The organism is Mycobacterium timonense (assembly GCF_025821985.1).
Classification (GTDB): Bacteria; Actinomycetota; Actinomycetes; order Mycobacteriales; family Mycobacteriaceae; genus Mycobacterium; species Mycobacterium avium.
The window spans coordinates 120,481-137,340 of the sequence record NZ_JACKSY010000042.1; the positions used below are offsets into that span (position 1 = coordinate 120,481).

A 16,860-nucleotide genomic window follows, 5' to 3' on the forward strand; every position below is an offset into this window, starting at 1 on the left:
GGCCGCAGCCTGTTCGCCGCCCGCGGCCTCCGGTCGGCGAACCGCGATCCCCGGCCCACCGGGAGTCGCCCCTCCTTTCCGCCCGCCCAAAAGCGCAGGTCTACTTTGAAGGTGGTGTCCGGCACCACCGTCCGCCGGGACCGTCGACGAGCCCGCTGATCAGCCGACGAAAACGAGTAGGTATGACACAGACGAACCTGGCCCGGCCGCAAGGCCTTACCCGCATCGACCCGGTGCTGCGGGATACCGCCGCCCAGTTGGGGGTGGTGGAGTTCCGCGCCGAAACCCTGGCCGCCGAGCGGGAACACGCCAACCGGTTGGCCGCCCAGCGCGCCGCATCCGCCGACACCCGCGGCGTGGCGATCGATTCGGTGTCGATCGCCGGGCCGGACGGTCAGCCGCTGGAGCTTCGCTTGTATCGCGGCCACACCGAATCCGCGGCGCCGCTGCTGGTGTACGCCCACGGCGGCGCGTTCGTCACCGGCAACCTCGCCACCGACCACGCGCACTGCGTGGAGCTGGCCCGTGACGGCGGGTGTCTGGTGGTGTCGGTCGACTACCGGCTGGCGCCCGAAAATCCCTGTCCCGCGGCGCTGGACGACGTCGAAGCCGCCTTCCGGTACGTCGTCGACAACAGCGCGGCGCTAAACGCCGACGCCAACCGCATCGCCGTGATGGGCCGGGACGCCGGCGCGGCCCTGGTGGCGGGCCTGACCCAGCGCATGTTCGACCAGGAGGGGCCGACGATCCTGATGCAGATCCTGCACCAGCCGATGCTGGATTCCGACGCCACGCCGTCGCGTCGCGAATTCCAGCGCACGCCGGGTCTGAACGGTCCGGCCGTGAGCCGGGCCTGGAACCACTACCTCGGTCACGCCAGCGCCAGCGGTCAGCACGTCCCCGCCCACCGGGCCAACCTCGAGGGCCTGCCGCCCACGTTCATCAGCTGCTCGGAGATCGATCCGTGCCGCGACGAGGCCATCGACTATGCCAATCGGCTGCTGCACGCCTACGTGCACACCGAATTGCATGTGATCGCAGCAACCTTCAACGGTTTCGACTCGATGGTCCCGGATTGGATTGTTGCCCAAGAGAACCGGGCGCTGCACGCGCAGGCGTTACGCCGCGTGTTTGCCATGTAGGACGGGCCGGGTGTCTGCCGGCGGCCGCCGCAGCCGGAGCGGCGGCGCGGGCCGCCGCTTACCGACTGAACTCCGGTATCTCTTACCGTAGTGCGCGTTGCTAACATCGGAATCGGCAGCCAACCGAGGACCGATCGGGCGGATGATCAAACACTCAAACCGATTCCGTTGCACCCGCAGCGATCGAATGTCACGAAGGATCCCCTCGGCACCATGAGCACCGTCGACTCCCCGGAAAAGATCCTCTTCACCTCGACCACCCAAGCTTTCCTGGAAAAGGAGGCGCCGCTGCGGCGGGTGCGGGAGCTGCATGCCGCCGGCACCGCGTTCGACCCCGGCTGGTGGCGGCGCGCCGCCGAGCTCGGCTGGACGGGCCTGCTGGTTCCCGAGGAGTTGGGCGGCGGCAGCGTCTCGGAGAGCGGCCTGGCCGATCTGGCGACGGTCGCCGAACAACTCGGCAAGACCGTCGCGCCCGGCCCGCTGTACCCGGTCAGCATCGTGCTGTCGGCGCTGGCCGAATGTTCCGGCGCCGAAACGCATCGTGACGTCATCGAGGCGCTGATCTCCGGTGAAACCGTCGCGTCCTGGGCGGTGTATGAGCCGGGTCAGGGCTGGGCGCCGCTGAATCCGTCGGTGACGGCCACCGAAACCGATTCCGGCTACCGCATCGACGGCGTCAAGGACCGCGTGGAGGCGGGCGCCCAGAGCGCGCTGCTGCTGGTGGTCGCGCGCTGCGGCGCCGACGGGCAGATCCGCCAGTTCCTGGTCCCGACGGACGCGCCGGGGGTGCGGATCGAGCCCCAGCAGTCGGTGGACCTGGTCAAGCAGTACGCCCGGGTGCACTTCGACGGTGTCGTCGTGCCGCGGTCCGCCGCGGTCGGCACCGCCGCCGAGACCGCCACCCTGATCGAGCGACAAAGCCAGCTCGCCCAGGTGCTGCAATGCGCCGAGGTGGTCGGGGTGGTGCAGACGGTGTTCGACTTCACCACCCAATGGGCGCTGGACCGGCACACCTTCGGTCGTCCGCTGGCGTCGTATCAGGCCCTCAAACACAAGTTCGCCGACATGAAGCTGTGGCTGGAGGCATGCCGGGCCACCACCTGGGCGGCGGTCGCCGAGGTGGCCGCCCGCTCGCCGCAGGCGGGGCTGTCGGCCAGCATCGCCAAGTCCTATGTGGGCGAGATGGCCGGGCAGATCGTGCAGGCCTGCGTGCAGATGCACGGCGGTATCGGCGTCACCTGGGAACACGACCTGCACCTGTACCTGCGCCGGGTTACGTTGTACCGCGGCATGTTCGGCACGCCGGAGGAACACAACCTGCGCGTCTACCAGTTCGAGAAGGCGGGGGGTGCGGCGAAATGACGACCGAATCCGTCGCGCAATTCGCGGCCCGGGCCCGAGCCTGGTTGGCCGACAACATGCCCGCCATCGACCGCGAGTCCCCACCACCGGCCCCGCGCGACGACGAGCGGGCCTGGCGCAGGGCCCGCGAACTGCAGAAGAGGCTGTACGACGGCGGTTTCGCGGGCATCTGCTTTCCCCGCGAGTACGGCGGCCTGGGGCTGGACTACGAATACCAGAAGGCATTCGACGCCGAAAGCCTCGACTATGAAATGCCGTTGATCCTCAACACCCCGACCTTCACCATCTGCTGCGCGACGCTGCTCGACACCGGCAGCGAGCAGCAGAAGAAACAGCACATCGCCGCGGCACTGCGCGGCGAGGAAATCCTGGTGCAGCTGTTGAGCGAACCCAGCGGCGGGTCGGATCTGGCCGGTGTGCTCACCCGGGCCGAGCGGCGCGGCGACCGGTGGATCATCAACGGCGCCAAGACCTGGAGCACGAGCGCGTTCGCCGCCGACTACGGCCTGTGCCTGGCCCGCACCAACTGGGACGTGCCCAAGCACGAAGGCCTGACCATGTTCCTGGTGCCCATCAACCATCCCGGAATCACGTTGCGGCGCATCACCATGCTCAGCGGCTCCACCGAGTTCTGCGAGGAGTTCCTGGACGGTGTCGACGTGGGGGATGACGCCGTCGTCGGGGAGGTCAACGGCGGCTGGGCGGTGGCCTCACGCCAGCTCTACCACGAACGCCGGGCCGTGGGGCAGGGTTCCGAATTCGCCAGCGGCGGCGGCAGCGAGGGCGGCCACACGATCCCGGTCGACTACGTGAGCCTGGCCGAGAAGACCGGACAGGCCGACGACCCGCGCGTGCAGGAGATGGCCGGTCGCGTCCTGGTGCACCGCGCGGTGGCCGAGCAGCTGATCGGCCACGTGTACCGCAGCGTCCGGGACGGCGCACTGCCGCCGGCCGCCGGAACGCTGATCCGGCTGTTCCACTCCGAAACCGTCACTACCGACGTCGACACCGCGCTGGCGATCGCGGGCAGCGCCGGTGTGGTCGGGGAGCCGGGCGCCGGACTGGAAACCGGGCTGCGCTACCTTTCTCGGCAGACCGTCGCCATCGGCGGTGGCACAACGGAAATGGCGCGCAACGTCATCGGCGAGCGGGTGCTGGGCTTCCCCCGCGAATACGCCGCCGACCGCGGGGTGCCGTTCAACCAGGTGCGGCACGGGCAGCGCTCGGATCGGTCCTAACCTTCGGCGACGACGTTCTCGGCGAGGCCGCTGACCACCGGGATCTGCACCAGCGACAGGACATGGTGGGCCGGGCTTCCCGGCGGGGCCACCAGCACGTAGTCGCTGCCTTGGCGCAGCGCCCGCTCCCGTGCGGCGGCCAGCGCGCTGACGCCCGCCGACGCGAGGTGGGTGACCGCGCTCAGATCGACCGTCAAAGGCGCTACGCCGGAACGGCTTTCGACGGCGATCTGCCGGTCCAGGGTGGACGCGGTGTTGGAGTCGACGTCGCCGCTGACGACGATGCGGCCCGGCTCGGTGACCGTGGAGACGAATTCGGCGCTGCGCACCCCGTGGTCGCCGGCCCGGCTGACCAGTGAGTCGGCGACGAAGTTGGCCGGGCGCGAAAGCCGGTGCGTCACGCTGGCGGTCGTCCCCTCGGGGCCGTGACTGACGTGCGCCTCTGACACCAGGGCCTCGGCCATGGCCAGGCCTCGGCCACGGCCGGTCTCGCCTTCCCGGTGATCCTTCCACCGTCCCCGGTCGATCACCGAGGCGTGCAGGTTGCCGTCGCCGGCCAGCATCGCTTCGACGACCACGCCGTCGGGAACCTCGGTGGCGTAGCCGTGCTCGACCGCGTTCTCGACGAACTCCGAGATGGCGTGCACGATGTCGGAGATGTCGTCGGCGTCGGCGCCGACGTCGGACAACCACTGCCGCAACCGGGTGCGCACCGTGCGCGCGGCGTGAATCGTCGCGTCCAGCGTCAAGTTCAGTGGGGGTGGCGGTGTGCGGCGTTGCGCCGCAAGCAGAGTCACGTCGTCGCTGTAGCCGGTCGAGCGCAGCAGCAGCTCCAGCGTCTCCGCGCAGAGCCGGTCGACCGTTCGCACCGACGATTCGATGACGAAGCCGCCCTGACCGGAGACGATGTTGGCGGCCAGGTCCGCGAATTCGGCGGTGCTGGCGCCCAAGGGCCGGCCCGGCCGTTCGATCAAGCCGTCGGTGTAGAGCAGGATCGAGTCGCCCACGTCGAGGAATTCGGTGCGGACCGGAAAGCCGGTGCCGCTGCCCAGCGGGCCCGCGCCGGACGGCTCGACGTAGCGCGCGGTCGCGTCCGCCGTCACCAGCAGCGGCGGCGGGTGTCCGGCTGTGCAGTAACTGAATTCGCCGCTGCCGAAGTCCAGCGAGCCGACGCACATGGTGGCCGAGCTGGACCCCGGGACGTGCTTGTGGAAGCGGTCGACCGCCTCGAGCGCTTCGGCGATCGGGTATCCCGCCAGGATCTGCATCCGCAGCGCGGTGCGCAGCTGGGACATCACCGCGGCCGCTTCCACCCCATGGCCGACGACGTCACCGACGATGAGCACCAACCGATCCCCGAGCGGGATCGCATCGAACCAGTCGCCGCCGGCCGCGGTGTCCTGCGCGGCCACCAGATACTCCGCGGTCACATCCGCGCCGGGGGTCACCGGCACCGACGGCGCCAGCAGCGCCTGCTGCATGACGGTGGCGGAGTCGCGCACGTTGCGGTACCGCTCGGACAGCTCCTCGAGGCGCGCTTCGGCGGCCATCCGGTTGCGCACCCGGTCGGTGACGTCGACGAAGGCGAGCTGCACGCCCTCGATCGAGCCGTCGTCGCCGCGGCGCGGCGTGACGATGAAATCGAAGAAGTGCTCCTGGGCCTTCCCCACGCCTTCGAAGTCGGCCTGTACCCGCCATTCCGTTCCCGACTGCGGCTCACCGGTCTGGTAAACCCGGTCGAACATCTGGAAGATCTGCTGGCTCTCCAGCTCGGGATACACCTCGCGGGCGAGCAGCCCGATCGGGTCGACCGGCGGACTGAGCGCGCGGTAGGCGGCGTTGACCGCGACGAATCGATGGTCTGGCCCTTCCAGGCCGACCAACAGCGCGGGGACGTTGTCGAAGACGCGGCGCACGTCATCGGCCGCGCCGACGATTCTGTCCCAGTCCTTTTCGGCCACCATTTGGCCCTCCTAGCGGTCTCCGTCCGGTGCGACCGTGGCGAAAACCGGGTCAATCGATTGACCAATTTGCACACGTAGTTGTTCAGATTAGCAATGGTTGCCGGCCCGGCATTGCAACGGCTTTGATACCGGCCCGTTAATCGTCGCCCGATTCGTCGACGCAGCGCAATTGACGCCGCCGAAAAACGCTGCTGTGGACTCCCTGAAAGCGCGTTTGCGGATGTGACGGTCGGGTATGTCGCTGGCGTGGCCGATCCGCTGGCGCAAAGCACGAAGGGCGCGAAGGGATTGCGGCGGCGCCTGCTGTCTTCGCGGGTACTCACCCTCAACGGCTGGGTGGCGTTCAACCTGCCGCGCACGGTGACCGCGCTGGGTGGCGCGCTGCTGACCGGACTGGTGCTGGTGCACATCTACGTGCTGACCACCGAACCGGGTCTGCCGCGATATTTCGCCGCCTACGTGCTGGGGCTGAGCGCGGCCTGCGCGCTGGCGGCCGGCGCCATGGTGTTCGCTCTCAAACCGATTGTGCCCCAGGCTGGTTGGTATTTCGGCAGCCTGGTCTGCTCGGCGTTCCTTTGCGCGTATCTGGTAACCCGGTGGGTCCAGCTGCCCGGGCTGATCGGGGTGACCACCCGATGGGACTTCGCGCCGGGAACGTTGGGCATCGCGTTCGCGGGCGCCTTCCTCGCGGTGCATACCACGGTGTTGTCGGGCATCAACGTGGCCTATCCGCAGCGTCAGCAGTGGTACGACTGACGAAGCGCAGGCGATGACGGTATTGGACTATCCGGTATGGCTGCGCGTCGATCATTGGCTCAACGTGCTGTTTGTGACGCTGATAATTCGCAGCGGCATCGAGATACTTTCCACCCACCCGAAGTTGTACTGGCACGACGACAGCAAGCCGGGCACCGAGTGGGCGCGCTTTACCCGAAAGGTGATGCCCCGCGACCGGATCTACGACACCCTCGATGAGGAGGAGGATTATCACCCGTTGATTTCCCTGCCCGGCCACGCGCAGCTGGGCATGGGCCGGCACTGGCATTTCTTCGCGGTGATCGGCTGGGTGCTGGTGGGGCTTTCCTATTACGTCCTGCTGTTCGCCACCGGCCAATGGCACCGCTACTGGCCCTATTCCTGGTCGATCTTCCCCGAGGCGTTCAACGACATCGTCACCTATCTGACGTTCAATCTGCCGCCGGTGCTGCCCGGTGAGCCCCTGGACGCCATGCAGAAGCTGACGTACGCGGGGGTGGTGTTCGTGCTGGCGCCGTTCCAGATCCTCACCGGCGCCGCGCAGTCCCCGGCGATCGAGGCGCGCTTCCCGTGGTACGTGCGGATGTGGGGCGGTCGGCAATGGGCCCGCAGCCTGCATTTCCTGGGGCTGGTCGCCTTTGTCGTATTCATCGTGATCCACCTGTCGATGATCTTCTTCTGGGGCTGGGGAAGGCTCACCGCCGCAATGATTTTCGGCTCGGTGCGCAACACCTACTGGGCGACGGCGATCTCGCTGCTGATCATCGCCGCGATCGTCGGGATCCATGTGGCGGCCACGCTGTGGAGTCTGCGGCATCCACGCTCCGTGCAGCGGGTGCTGGGTCGGGTGGTCACCGCGGCCCGGCTGATGCTGCTGCGCCCGCTTAATTCGCGGCAGAACTACCCGGCGAGCAAGATCACCCCGCGGCATCGCATCAACGGAAAGCCGCCCACCAGCACGGAATACAAGGTGATGGCGGTGCACAACTTCGTCGACTGGCGGCTGCGGGTGGGCGGACTGGTGGAAAACCCGGTGATCCTCGACCTTGCCGCGCTGCGTTCGCTGGCCGAGCCGGAAACCCAACGGGTGATGCACAATTGCGTGCAGGGCTGGACCAGCATCGGGGAGTGGACCGGAGTTCACCTGCGCCAGCTGGTCGATCTGGTGCGGCCGCTGCCGCAGGCGCGTTACATCTGCTTTCTGACCATGCAGGACAACAGCACCGACGAGCCGGCCTCGCACGGCGGCGGCCAGTTCTACGAAGTGCTCGACCTGGGATTCGCCGACAAGCCGCAGACCCTGCTGGCCTATGAAATGAACGGCGCCCCACTGCCGATCCAGCACGGCGCACCGTTGCGGCTGCGGGTGGAAACGCAGGTGGGTTTCAAGATGGCCAAGTGGATCAACCAGATCGAGTTCGTCGACGACTTCGCCGGGATCGGCATGGGCACCGGCGGTTGGCGTGAGGACCGCGTGTACTACGACAAGGACGTGGAGATCTGAGATGTCCGACGCGGCGGCCAACGGCATCGGGGTGCGGCCCGAGCTGATCAGCTTGGACGCGGCGGCCGCCCATCGGGTGCGCGAGCAGGTCGCGGCCAAGGGTGGGCACTGCGAGGCGTGCGGCGCAACGGATTTCGTGGTCGGCGACGCCCTCTACCTGGGTTTCCTCTTTCTGAACGAGGAGGCCGACGCCTACCTGGTGGCGTTGACCTGTGCCAATCCGCAATGCCCCGCGCCGCGGACCGCGATCAGGCTGTCCGAGAACGAGTTTTTGACCAGCGGCCGCGGCGCCGCCGGCCGTTAGCCGAGGCGTCCGCCGCTCCCGGGAGTCGGGGCCGGGCCAAGCCGAATCTGTCGATCAGGGGCGACAATTCGCGCAGCCGATCGCACAACGCTTGGAATCGGCGCTCGTCTTGTTCGACGAGTTGTCCCAGCGCGCTGTAGTGCGCCATGCGCGGCAGCCGCCCGGCGAGCGCGGCGCCCCACCTGATGCTCAGGTCGTAAACCCGTTCGTCATCGACGTCCTCGCGCCCCCCGAGTCGTTCGAGCGCCTCGATCTGCTCACCGACGAACGCAAGGTCGTCAGTGATGTCGATCCGTTCCCGGCCGGGGGATGCCACGCTGCGGCGGATACCCTGCCGCGGCCTCGGTTACACGCCGCGCCGCGGCAGGGGCGCGAGATCAGGCCGAGACGGGCTTCTTGGCGGCCGGCGCGGACACCTTCATCAGCTTCATCAGGTTGCCGCCCATGATCTTCGCCTTGTCCTCGTCGCTGAAATCGGCCAGCTCGTCGACGAAGCTGATCGGGTCCTTCAAACCCTCGGGGTGCGGCCAGTCCGATCCGAACACCACCCGGTCGGTGCCCACCATGTTGACGATCTCGGCGAACCGGTCCTCCCAGAACGGGCTGACGTAGACGCACCGCTTGAACGTCTCGATCGGATCCTCGGCGAACGCCTGCGGCATCTTCTTGTACACGCCCTTGAGGCCCTTGAACAGGTGCGGCACCCAGTCGGCGCCGTTCTCGATGGACAGGATGCGCAGGTCGGGGTTGCGGGACAGCGCGCCGTGGCAGATCAACGCGCCGAACGCGTCCTCGACGGGCCGGTGCCCCATGGCCAGGCTGCGGAAGGCGGTGGGCTTGAACGGCAGGAACTCGTCGCCGGGTTCCCAGATGTTGAGCAGCTCGGAGTAGCCGCTGTCCGAGGCGTGCATCGAGACGGGGATCTCGGCCCGCACACAGGCCTGCCAGAACGGGTCGAACTCCTCGAAGCCGAACGAGCGGCTGCCGCGATAGCCGGGCACCGGCGCGGGCCGGACCAGCACGGTGCGGGCGCCGCGCTCGAGGCACCACTCGAGCTCCTCGAGCGCGCGGTCGACGATCGGCAACGTGATCACCGGGGTGGCGAAGATGCGGTCCTTGTAGTTGAACGACCACTGCTCGTACATCCACTGGTTGAGCGCGTGGATGACGTCGTGCGTCATCTCCGGGTCGTCTTTCATGCGCTCCTCGACCAGGCTAGCCAGGGTGGGGAACATCAGCGCGTAGTCGATGCCGAGTTCGTCCATCACCTCCAGCCGGGCGCCGGGTTCGCGGAAGGCCGGAATGGCCTTCATCGGCTCGCCGAGGATTTCGCGGTAGCTCTTGCCACCCGAGCCGTTTCGGAAGTACTCCTCCTGGGCGCCGGGACGGGCCACCACTTCGAACGTCGGGTTGGGGATGTATTCGCTGATGTGGCCGCGCACCACGATCTTGGTCCGGCCGCGGATCTGGACGTAGTCGATGACGTGCTTGCGGTGGTCCGGCAGGAACTTGGTCAGCGCTTCCTGCGGCTCGTACATGTGGTTGTCGGCATCGAACACCGGGAAGGGAAGCTCGCGAGACGGCATGGCGATCTCCTTGCAGAAGGCTGTAATTCTCACTGTGTGGTAATGACGTTACCACTTGTGCGGAACAAGGTGTACCTGCCCGTTCGGCCTTATTCGTCGCTATTCGGCCGGGGGTAGCCCGGAGCTCGGCGTGTCGCCGTTGATGATGGCGAAGTTCACGGTGGCGGTGGCGAGCAGCTCGTCGTCGCCGTCGCCGAAGATGTCCACCTGCATCACCATCGCCCGCCGTCCCGAGCGCAGCATCCTGGGCACCGCGAAGGCCGAACCCTGCCGCACCGGCCGCAGGTAGCGGACGAACAGGTCCGCGGTGGTCATCGTGGTGCCGGGCCGCAGATAGTCCAGCCCGAACTGCCCGCCCGCCACGTCGACCAGCGTGGCGATCAGGCCGCCCTGCAGCGCCCCGGAGGTGTTGACCACCGCGGGGCTGACCGGCATGGTCATCGCGAACTGACCGTTGCGGGTGCCGGGGCGCATGCCGATCTGCCCGAACAACTCCGCCAGCGACGGCGCGCTCGAGTCCTCGTCGGTGTCCCGGATGCCCAGCGCCCGGCTGCAGAAGTCGTAGAGCTGGCCGGCGTCGACGGGGGTGCCGTTCAATTCCGCACCCAGCCAGTGCAATCGCTGCGCACCCATCATGGTCTGCATGACGATGGCGGCCGCCGCCCCGACGTCCAATCCGGGGTTGAACACTCCCTCGGTGATGCCCTGGCCGACGATGTCGCGGATCAGCCGGTGCAGCGGGGAGAGCACCCGGGCGTATTCGCGCGGACGTGTTTCGGCCAGGTGCTGGTTGTAGAGGGTCAACGCCCGATTGAGGCTGTCCTGGGTGCTCGATTCCGGTTGCTGGCTGACCCGGTCGATCACCAACTTCAGCGCCGCGGTGCTGTCCAGCCCGGCGGTCTCGGCGCGCCAGGTCTGCGCCGACTGGGCGATGGTCCGGTCGAACAGCGCCAGCAGCAGTTCGTCCTTGCTGCTGAAGTGTTGGTAGAAGGCGCGCAACGACGTCTTGGAGCGCGCGACCACCTCTTGCACGGTGAAGTCGGTGCGCCCGGTTTCGCCCAGTATCGCCACGGCCGTCTTGATGAAGCGGTCGCCGCGGGTGATCTCGACGTCCTCGTTGGGCTCGGCCATGAGCGGTTGGTCCCTTCCGTCGCGCGCTGCCGGCGCTCTGAGAATGAGGTTACCGCGCTGGGCGGCGGAACCGCGGAGCCCGTCGACGCCGGTCAGCCGCCCCGGGCCGCGATCATCGCCGAGCGGTTGACCTTGGTCGCCGCCGTGCGCGGGATGGCGTCGACGAATTCGACGGTCTTGGGCGCCTTGTAGGGGGCCAGCCGGCCCTTGGCGTAGTCGATCACCTGCTGCTCGGTCAGCGACGCGCCGTCGGCGCGCTGGACCACCGCATGCACCCGGCGTCCCCACTGCGGGTCGGCCAGCCCGATCACGACGACGTCGGCGATTGCGGGATGGCCGGCCAGGGCGGACTCGACTTCGGCCGGAAACACGTTGGCGCCGCCGCTGATGATCATGTCGACCCGGCGGTCGACGATGTAGAGGTAGCCGTCCTCGTCGAGGTGGCCGATGTCCCCGGCGGAGCGGAAGCCGTCCTCGGTCGACGGCAGCGGGGGCGCCCCACCCAGGTAGCGGTACCCCGCGCTCATCGGCGCCCGCAGGTACACGTCGCCGTCCTCGCCGGGGCCCAGCGGTCGCTGCTGGGAGTCGAGGATGCGGATCTCGGTGTCCCGGAAACCACGCCCGACGCTGCCCGGGTGTTCGAGCCACTCGTCGCCGCGCAGCGCGGTCAGCCCCAGGTTTTCGGTCATGCCGTAGGCCATCACGATCTGCTCGGGGGACAGCAGCTCGAACCAGGTGTGCAGCAGCGATGGCGGCATCACCGCGGCCCCCTGCAGAATGAACACGATGCTGGACAGGTCGCGCTGCCGGACATCGGGCCGGGCTGCGATGCGGGCCAGCATGGTGGGTGTGGCGGTGAAGTTGGTGATCCGGAAGCGCTCGATCACGTCGAGAACCAATGCGGCATCGAACTTTTCGAGGATCACCAGATGGTCGCCGCCCAGCAGCATGAGCAGCGGGGCGAAGCCGTTGGTGTGATACATCGGTGCGGGCACCATGATGGTCTGCGGCTGGGCCACCGGCGTCCAGTTCGACAGGAACGGCTCACCGTGCTGCGGGATCCACAGCGAGGGCGCCAGGTTGAGGATCACCTTGGGCACCCCGGTGGAACCGCTGCTGCAGATGCCGTTGGCGGTGGGGGAGACGGCGACCGGCAGGGCGGCCTCGGACTCGCCGGCCGCGCGCGCCTCGAGCCCCCAGCGGTTCGTTTCGTCGACGACGACGGCGGGGTTGATCACCTCGCGCACCCGGTCGCGTTCCCACTCGGGAAGATCCCAATGCATGGGCACGGGCACCGCGCCGATCTTCCAGCACCCCAGCGTGGCCAGCACCAGATGCTGCGAGTTGGGAATGGCAAGTGCGACAAGCGAACCCGTTTGGGCGCCGGTGGCGGCCAGGGCCCGGCCCCACTGGTTGGCGCGGGCGTCGAGCTCGGCGAACGTCAGCGAGGTGGCGGTGCCGTCGAGCGCGACGACGGTCACCGCCGTGTCGTCGCCGCGTTGCCCGGCGAGCTGTTGCAGCTTGGCGCCGAACGGGATTCCGTCGGCTAACGGGTTGGCCGCCAGTTCGGCCGGAGCCGACTCGGTCATGCCGACACCGGCTCGCTGAACAGCGTCTCGAAGGCGCCGTCGGCCACGCTTGGGATCAGCCGCAGCGCGAGTTCCTCGGTGCTCAGCGGCAGCCGGATCAGCGGCTGGGTGTGCCGGTCGAGCACGCTGACGTCGGACTCGTCGCAGAATCCCAACGCTCCGAGCAACTGGTGGGAGGTGCGCATGACCTGCCGCGCGGTGTCGGCGGCCTTGAGCCGAAGCACCAGCGCGTCGGCCGAATGGACTTGCGCCGGCAGCGATTCCGGTCGACAGATGGTGTACTTCGCGAGTTCGTGCAGGCCGCGGACCATGACGGCGGCATCGGCGACGGCGAACCTGACGGCCTGAAAGTCCGCCAGCGGCTTGCCGAACTGGATGCGGGCCTGCACGTGGTCGGTGACAATGCGCAGCGACTGTTGCACCGCGCCCAGGATGCGCCACGCCCCCAGCACCAGGTGCAGATTGACGTCGGCGCCGGGCACGGTCCCCTCCGGGGCGCTCACGGTGGCCGGCACCAGGAAGGGGCCGAGTTTGGCGCCCGTCCGCGATCCCGGCCGCGGACGGTAGCGATTGCCGTCGATGTCGGCGGCGATCCAGTCGCCGGCCAGGTCGCCGTGGTCGATGCGGGGGGCGGCGGGGTTCACCAGGGTCAGTCGCGCGCCGTCGATCGCCAGCAGCTCCTCGACCAGCGGGTAGGGCAGCGCGGCGGCCCCCGCGGCCTGGCACAGCACCGCGGCGGCCAGCAGATCGTCGGGCGCCGTGCGCACGTCGAGATCGAAGGCGCCCACCTCGGCCAGCGCGGTGCGGGCCGCCTCTCGCACGGTGTCGTCGGTCTCGGCGCGCAGCGCCGCCGGCGGCCCGCCCAATCGGGTGAACCGTTTGGCGGCGACCGTGGCGAAGTCGCTGATATCTTGCGGCAGATCGGTTTTCACCGGTGCCCTCCCAGTACGTCTCGGGCCACCAACATCTTCTGCACCTCGATGGTGCCCGATGCGACGGTGGCTGCCTGTGCGTAACGCCAATGATCTTCGATGGCCCCGTGCAGCGGCGCGCCGGACCCGGCATCCAGCGCGGTCGGGCCCAGCACGTCGAACAACAGCTCGGCGACCTGCTGATCGCACGTGGTGGTGGCGATGCGGGCGGCGCTGGCCGCTGCCCCGGCGGCCGGGTCGTCCTGCAGCGACACGGCGCGATAGGCCAGCAGCCGGGCGACCCGCAGGTCGACGAGCGCGCGCACCCAGCGGGCCCGGATCGATTCGGGCAGTTGCTCCCACTCGTCACCGAGCCGGCCGCGCATCCGCTCCAGCAGTGACTCGCAGCGCGCGTAGCGCGCGATCCCCACCCGTTCGTAGGCCAGCGCCTCGCGCATCACCCGCCACCCGTCGCCGACCTCGCCCAGCACGTCGCCGGGATACGCCGGGACGTCGTCGAGGAACATCTCGTTGAGGTGATGCGGCCCCAGCATGGACGGGATCGGCCGGACGGTGAACCCGGGCCGGTCCATCGGTATCAGAAAAAGCGTGAGCCGCTTGTGTTTTGGCGCGTCGGGGTCGGTGCAGGCCGCCAGCACGCACCACGATGCCATCAGCGCGTACGACGTCCACACCTTCTGGCCGGTGATCCGCCAACCGTCACCGTCGGCGACGGCGCGGGTGCGCAACGACACCAGATCGGTGCCGGCCTCCGGCTCGGAGAATCCCTGGCACCAGATCACGTCGCCGGCGGCGATGGCCGCCAGGTGCTTGGTCTTCTGTTCCTCGGTGCCGTACCGCATCAGGGCCGGCCCGACCCAGTTGATGCCCATGTACTGCGGGCCGCGCGGCTCGTGCTGGGCCCACATCTCCTCGCGCAGCACGGTCTGCTGCCAGACCGAACCACCGCCGCCGCCATGCTCTTTCGGCCACGCAAGCGCCAGCAGCCCCTCGGCGGCCAGCAGTTTGCAGAACGTCTCGGTGGTGGCGAGGTCCTGCGGGTTCTCCGTGCAGGCGCCCAGGAAGTCGGCGGGAATGTGGTTGGCGACCAGCTCGCGCAGGTGGCTTCGCAGTTGGGCGGCGTCGTCGCCGAGGTCGTAGTCCATGGTCGTCATCCCTTCGGCAGCCCGAGCAGCCGCTCGGCGATGATGTTGCGCTGCACCTCCGACGTTCCGCCGTAGATGGTCGCGGCCAGCGCGTCCTGACGTTCGAACAGCAGATCGGGGTCGGTGGCCGAATCGGGGCCCGCGGCGGCCGCCGCGAGTTCCCAAACACGTTGCAGGGTAAGCGATCCCAGCAGCTTCATGGTGTCGGCTTCGGGGCTGGGCCGGCCCGCGAGTTCGTTGGCCAGGGCCCGATACCCGGTGGCGCGCAGGGCTTCGGCGTCGGCCAGCAGGGAACCGAGCTCGGTGTGGATGTCGTGGCCCGGCCCCGCGCCGTTGGCGGTTCGCACCGCGTCGAGTCCGCGGTTGATCTCGACCCAGTTCATGATCCAGATCATCTGGCGTTCATGGTGCAGCGACGACAGCGCGACGTCCCAGCCGCCGTGCAGCGGCCCCAACAGGTTTTCCGTCGGCACCTCGACGTCGTCGAGGAACACCTCGCAGAATGTTTCGTCGGAGATCGACGCCATCCGGATGGGTTCGATCCGCACCCCGGGCGAATGCAGATCCAGGATGAGGCAGGAGATGCCGCGGTGCTTGGGCGCCTCGGGATCGGTGCGGGCATACAGCGTGCACCAGCGCGACTCGTGAGCCTGGGTGGTCCAGATCTTGTGGCCGTTGACCCGGAACACGTCGCCGTCCCGCACGGCGCGGGTGCGCAGACCGGCGAAGTCCGAGCCGGCTTCCGGTTCGGACATGCCCAGCGCCCACCACTCGTCACCGCGCAGCAGCGGCACCAGCAGCCGCTCGATCTGGGCGGGCGTGCCGAACTGGCGGATGCCGGGGGCGGCGACGTTGGGGCCGGCGATGTTGGGCAGCTTGGGCGCCGAGCGCAGGGCCGCCTCCAGCCGGACCTCCATCGCGTCGCGCAGGCCCAGCGACCGGCCGCCGTGCTCGCGCGGCCAGGTCGGCTGGATCCACCCGGCCTCGAACGCGGCCCGCTGGTAATCGCGGCGCAGCGTGAGGTCCCAGCGGTACCGCCGGTAGTTCTCGTAATAGTCATTCGGCAGGAACGCCGCCAGCCAGGCCGCGAACTCGGCGACCACCTCGGATCGAGTGCTTACCCCGCTCGTCACGCCGCGCCTCCGCAGAACCGGCGGCCCACCTCGTGGTAGAGCGCGCGGCTGTCGCCCAGCAGGGCGGCGGTCTGCCAGGCGTGCCGGACATAGAGATGCGCGTCGTGCTCCCAGGTCTGCCCGAGCGCGCCGTGCACCTGGACCGCGGTGCGCGCGCAACCGGTGGCCGCCTCACCGGCCGCCGCCTTGGCCAGGGCCGCGGCGGTCCACGCATCGCCGGGCGCCGTGCCGGGATCGGCGAGCCGGGCCGCCGCGGCGTAGGTAAGGCTGCGGGCGCGTTCCACGCTGACGTAGTTGTCGGCCAGCGCATGTTTGACGCCCTGGAACGCGCCGATCGGCTTGCCGAATTGGCGGCGCGTCTTGGCGTGCTCGACGGAGCGGCGCAGCGCCGCGCCGGCCACCCCCACCAGGTCGGCGGCGCACGCCACCCACGGCGCCGGCAGCGCCGACTCGAGGTCGACCGGCGCCACCGCGACCGGCTCGGCGTCGATCTCCACCCAGGCCAACGGCTGGGCGGGATCGGTGCACTCGGCCGCGGGCAGCGCGGTGACCCCGTCGCCGCACCGGGCGACCGCGGCCACCGTGCCGCCGTCGTCGGTTCGGGCCAGCGTGACGAGAAGCTCCGCGCGGGCCAGGTTGGGCACCGCGACCGCGCGACCGCGCAGCCGCCCCTGGCGCAGCGTCATCGGCGCCCCGGGCAGCCGGGACTTTTCGGCGTGGACGGCCACGGTGGCGACGGCGCCGCCGGCGATGTCGGCCAGGACAGCGTCGAGGCCGCTGCCGCGCAACAGCCCGGCGGCCAGACCGACGCTGCACAACAACGGGATCGGCGCGATGGCGGCACCACACTCCTCGAGAACCACGACCAGTTCCATCGGTCCGTAGTCGCCGGTGTTCGCGGCGGCCAGCTCGGTCCAGCCCAGGTCGACGACCGTCTTCCACAGGGCGCGCCAGCGCTCCGGATCGGTGATCGCTTGCCGGGCGGCGTCGGGCGGACATTCCGTCCGTAATATGTCGCGCACGGCGTCGCGCAGCGACAACTGCTCCGAGTTCAGTCCGACATCCATAAGACCT

Annotated in this window: 15 protein-coding genes; 6 read left to right on the forward strand and 9 right to left on the reverse strand. The window is 69.0% G+C overall.

Features of this window, described 5'->3' with window-relative positions; genetic code table 11:
• Nucleotides 1-182: 182 nt before the first annotated feature.
• From H7I87_RS12240 to H7I87_RS12250, 3 genes are all read left to right on the forward strand, one after another.
• Nucleotides 183-1,142 (forward strand): alpha/beta hydrolase, encoded by a 960-nt coding sequence (locus H7I87_RS12240; RefSeq protein WP_009975823.1) that lies wholly within the window; start codon nt 183-185, stop codon nt 1,140-1,142.
• A gap of 213 nt (nt 1,143-1,355) precedes the next feature.
• Nucleotides 1,356-2,504 (forward strand): acyl-CoA dehydrogenase family protein, encoded by a 1,149-nt coding sequence (locus tag H7I87_RS12245; protein ID WP_011724251.1) that lies wholly within the window; start codon nt 1,356-1,358, stop codon nt 2,502-2,504.
• On the forward strand, nt 2,501-3,742 hold the full coding sequence (locus tag H7I87_RS12250; protein ID WP_009975825.1) for an acyl-CoA dehydrogenase family protein: 1,242 nt from the start codon (nt 2,501-2,503) through the stop codon (nt 3,740-3,742). Before H7I87_RS12245 ends, H7I87_RS12250 begins: the two co-directional genes overlap by 4 nt.
• Here the strand turns inward: H7I87_RS12250 and H7I87_RS12255 are convergent.
• Nucleotides 3,739-5,706: a SpoIIE family protein phosphatase gene (locus H7I87_RS12255; protein WP_033712549.1), complete on the reverse strand. Its 1,968-nt coding sequence runs from the start codon at nt 5,704-5,706 to the stop codon at nt 3,739-3,741. The two genes, H7I87_RS12250 and H7I87_RS12255, sit on opposite strands and share 4 nt — an antisense overlap.
• Before the next feature lie 246 nt (nt 5,707-5,952).
• Between H7I87_RS12255 and H7I87_RS12260 the strand changes: the two genes are divergently transcribed.
• Genes H7I87_RS12260 through H7I87_RS12270 form a run of 3 tightly spaced genes read left to right on the forward strand, consistent with a single transcriptional unit; the run spans nt 5,953 to nt 8,270 of the window.
• Nucleotides 5,953-6,462, forward strand: coding sequence for a hypothetical protein (locus H7I87_RS12260; protein WP_019733184.1), 510 nt, complete (start codon nt 5,953-5,955; stop codon nt 6,460-6,462).
• A gap of 13 nt (nt 6,463-6,475) precedes the next feature.
• On the forward strand, nt 6,476-7,966 hold the full coding sequence (locus H7I87_RS12265; protein WP_019733183.1) for a molybdopterin-dependent oxidoreductase: 1,491 nt from the start codon (nt 6,476-6,478) through the stop codon (nt 7,964-7,966).
• 1 nt (nt 7,967) lies between these two features.
• Nucleotides 7,968-8,270: a hypothetical protein gene (locus tag H7I87_RS12270; RefSeq protein WP_019733182.1), complete on the forward strand. Its 303-nt coding sequence runs from the start codon at nt 7,968-7,970 to the stop codon at nt 8,268-8,270.
• Here H7I87_RS12270 and H7I87_RS12275 read toward each other — a convergent pair.
• From H7I87_RS12275 to H7I87_RS12310, 8 genes are all read right to left on the reverse strand, one after another.
• Nucleotides 8,215-8,586, reverse strand: a complete 372-nt coding sequence (locus H7I87_RS12275; protein ID WP_019733181.1) for a hypothetical protein — start codon at nt 8,584-8,586, stop codon at nt 8,215-8,217. The two genes, H7I87_RS12270 and H7I87_RS12275, sit on opposite strands and share 56 nt — an antisense overlap.
• A gap of 61 nt (nt 8,587-8,647) precedes the next feature.
• Complete coding sequence (locus tag H7I87_RS12280) at nt 8,648-9,856, reverse strand: amidohydrolase family protein (RefSeq protein WP_003873130.1); 1,209 nt, start codon at nt 9,854-9,856, stop codon at nt 8,648-8,650.
• Between the two features lie 99 nt (nt 9,857-9,955).
• Nucleotides 9,956-10,987, reverse strand: a complete 1,032-nt coding sequence (locus tag H7I87_RS12285) for a hotdog fold thioesterase (protein WP_019733180.1) — start codon at nt 10,985-10,987, stop codon at nt 9,956-9,958.
• A gap of 92 nt (nt 10,988-11,079) precedes the next feature.
• Nucleotides 11,080-12,576, reverse strand: a complete 1,497-nt coding sequence (locus H7I87_RS12290; protein WP_011724256.1) for a class I adenylate-forming enzyme family protein — start codon at nt 12,574-12,576, stop codon at nt 11,080-11,082.
• The gene (locus tag H7I87_RS12295; protein ID WP_019733179.1) at nt 12,573-13,508 is read right to left on the reverse strand and encodes an acyl-CoA dehydrogenase family protein; all 936 of its coding nucleotides are present in this window, start codon (nt 13,506-13,508) and stop codon (nt 12,573-12,575) included. Before H7I87_RS12295 ends, H7I87_RS12290 begins: the two co-directional genes overlap by 4 nt.
• Nucleotides 13,505-14,662 carry an acyl-CoA dehydrogenase family protein gene (locus tag H7I87_RS12300; RefSeq protein ID WP_019733178.1) on the reverse strand — a complete coding sequence of 386 codons (1,158 nt, stop codon included), beginning with the start codon at nt 14,660-14,662 and terminating at the stop codon, nt 13,505-13,507. The genes H7I87_RS12295 and H7I87_RS12300 overlap by 4 nt, the downstream gene beginning before the upstream one ends.
• On the reverse strand, nt 14,659-15,756 hold the full coding sequence (locus H7I87_RS12305; protein WP_011724259.1) for an acyl-CoA dehydrogenase family protein: 1,098 nt from the start codon (nt 15,754-15,756) through the stop codon (nt 14,659-14,661). Before H7I87_RS12305 ends, H7I87_RS12300 begins: the two co-directional genes overlap by 4 nt.
• 26 nt (nt 15,757-15,782) lie before the next feature.
• Nucleotides 15,783-16,853, reverse strand: coding sequence for an acyl-CoA dehydrogenase family protein (locus tag H7I87_RS12310; RefSeq protein ID WP_011724260.1), 1,071 nt, complete (start codon nt 16,851-16,853; stop codon nt 15,783-15,785).
• Between the last annotated feature and the right edge of the window lie 7 nt (nt 16,854-16,860).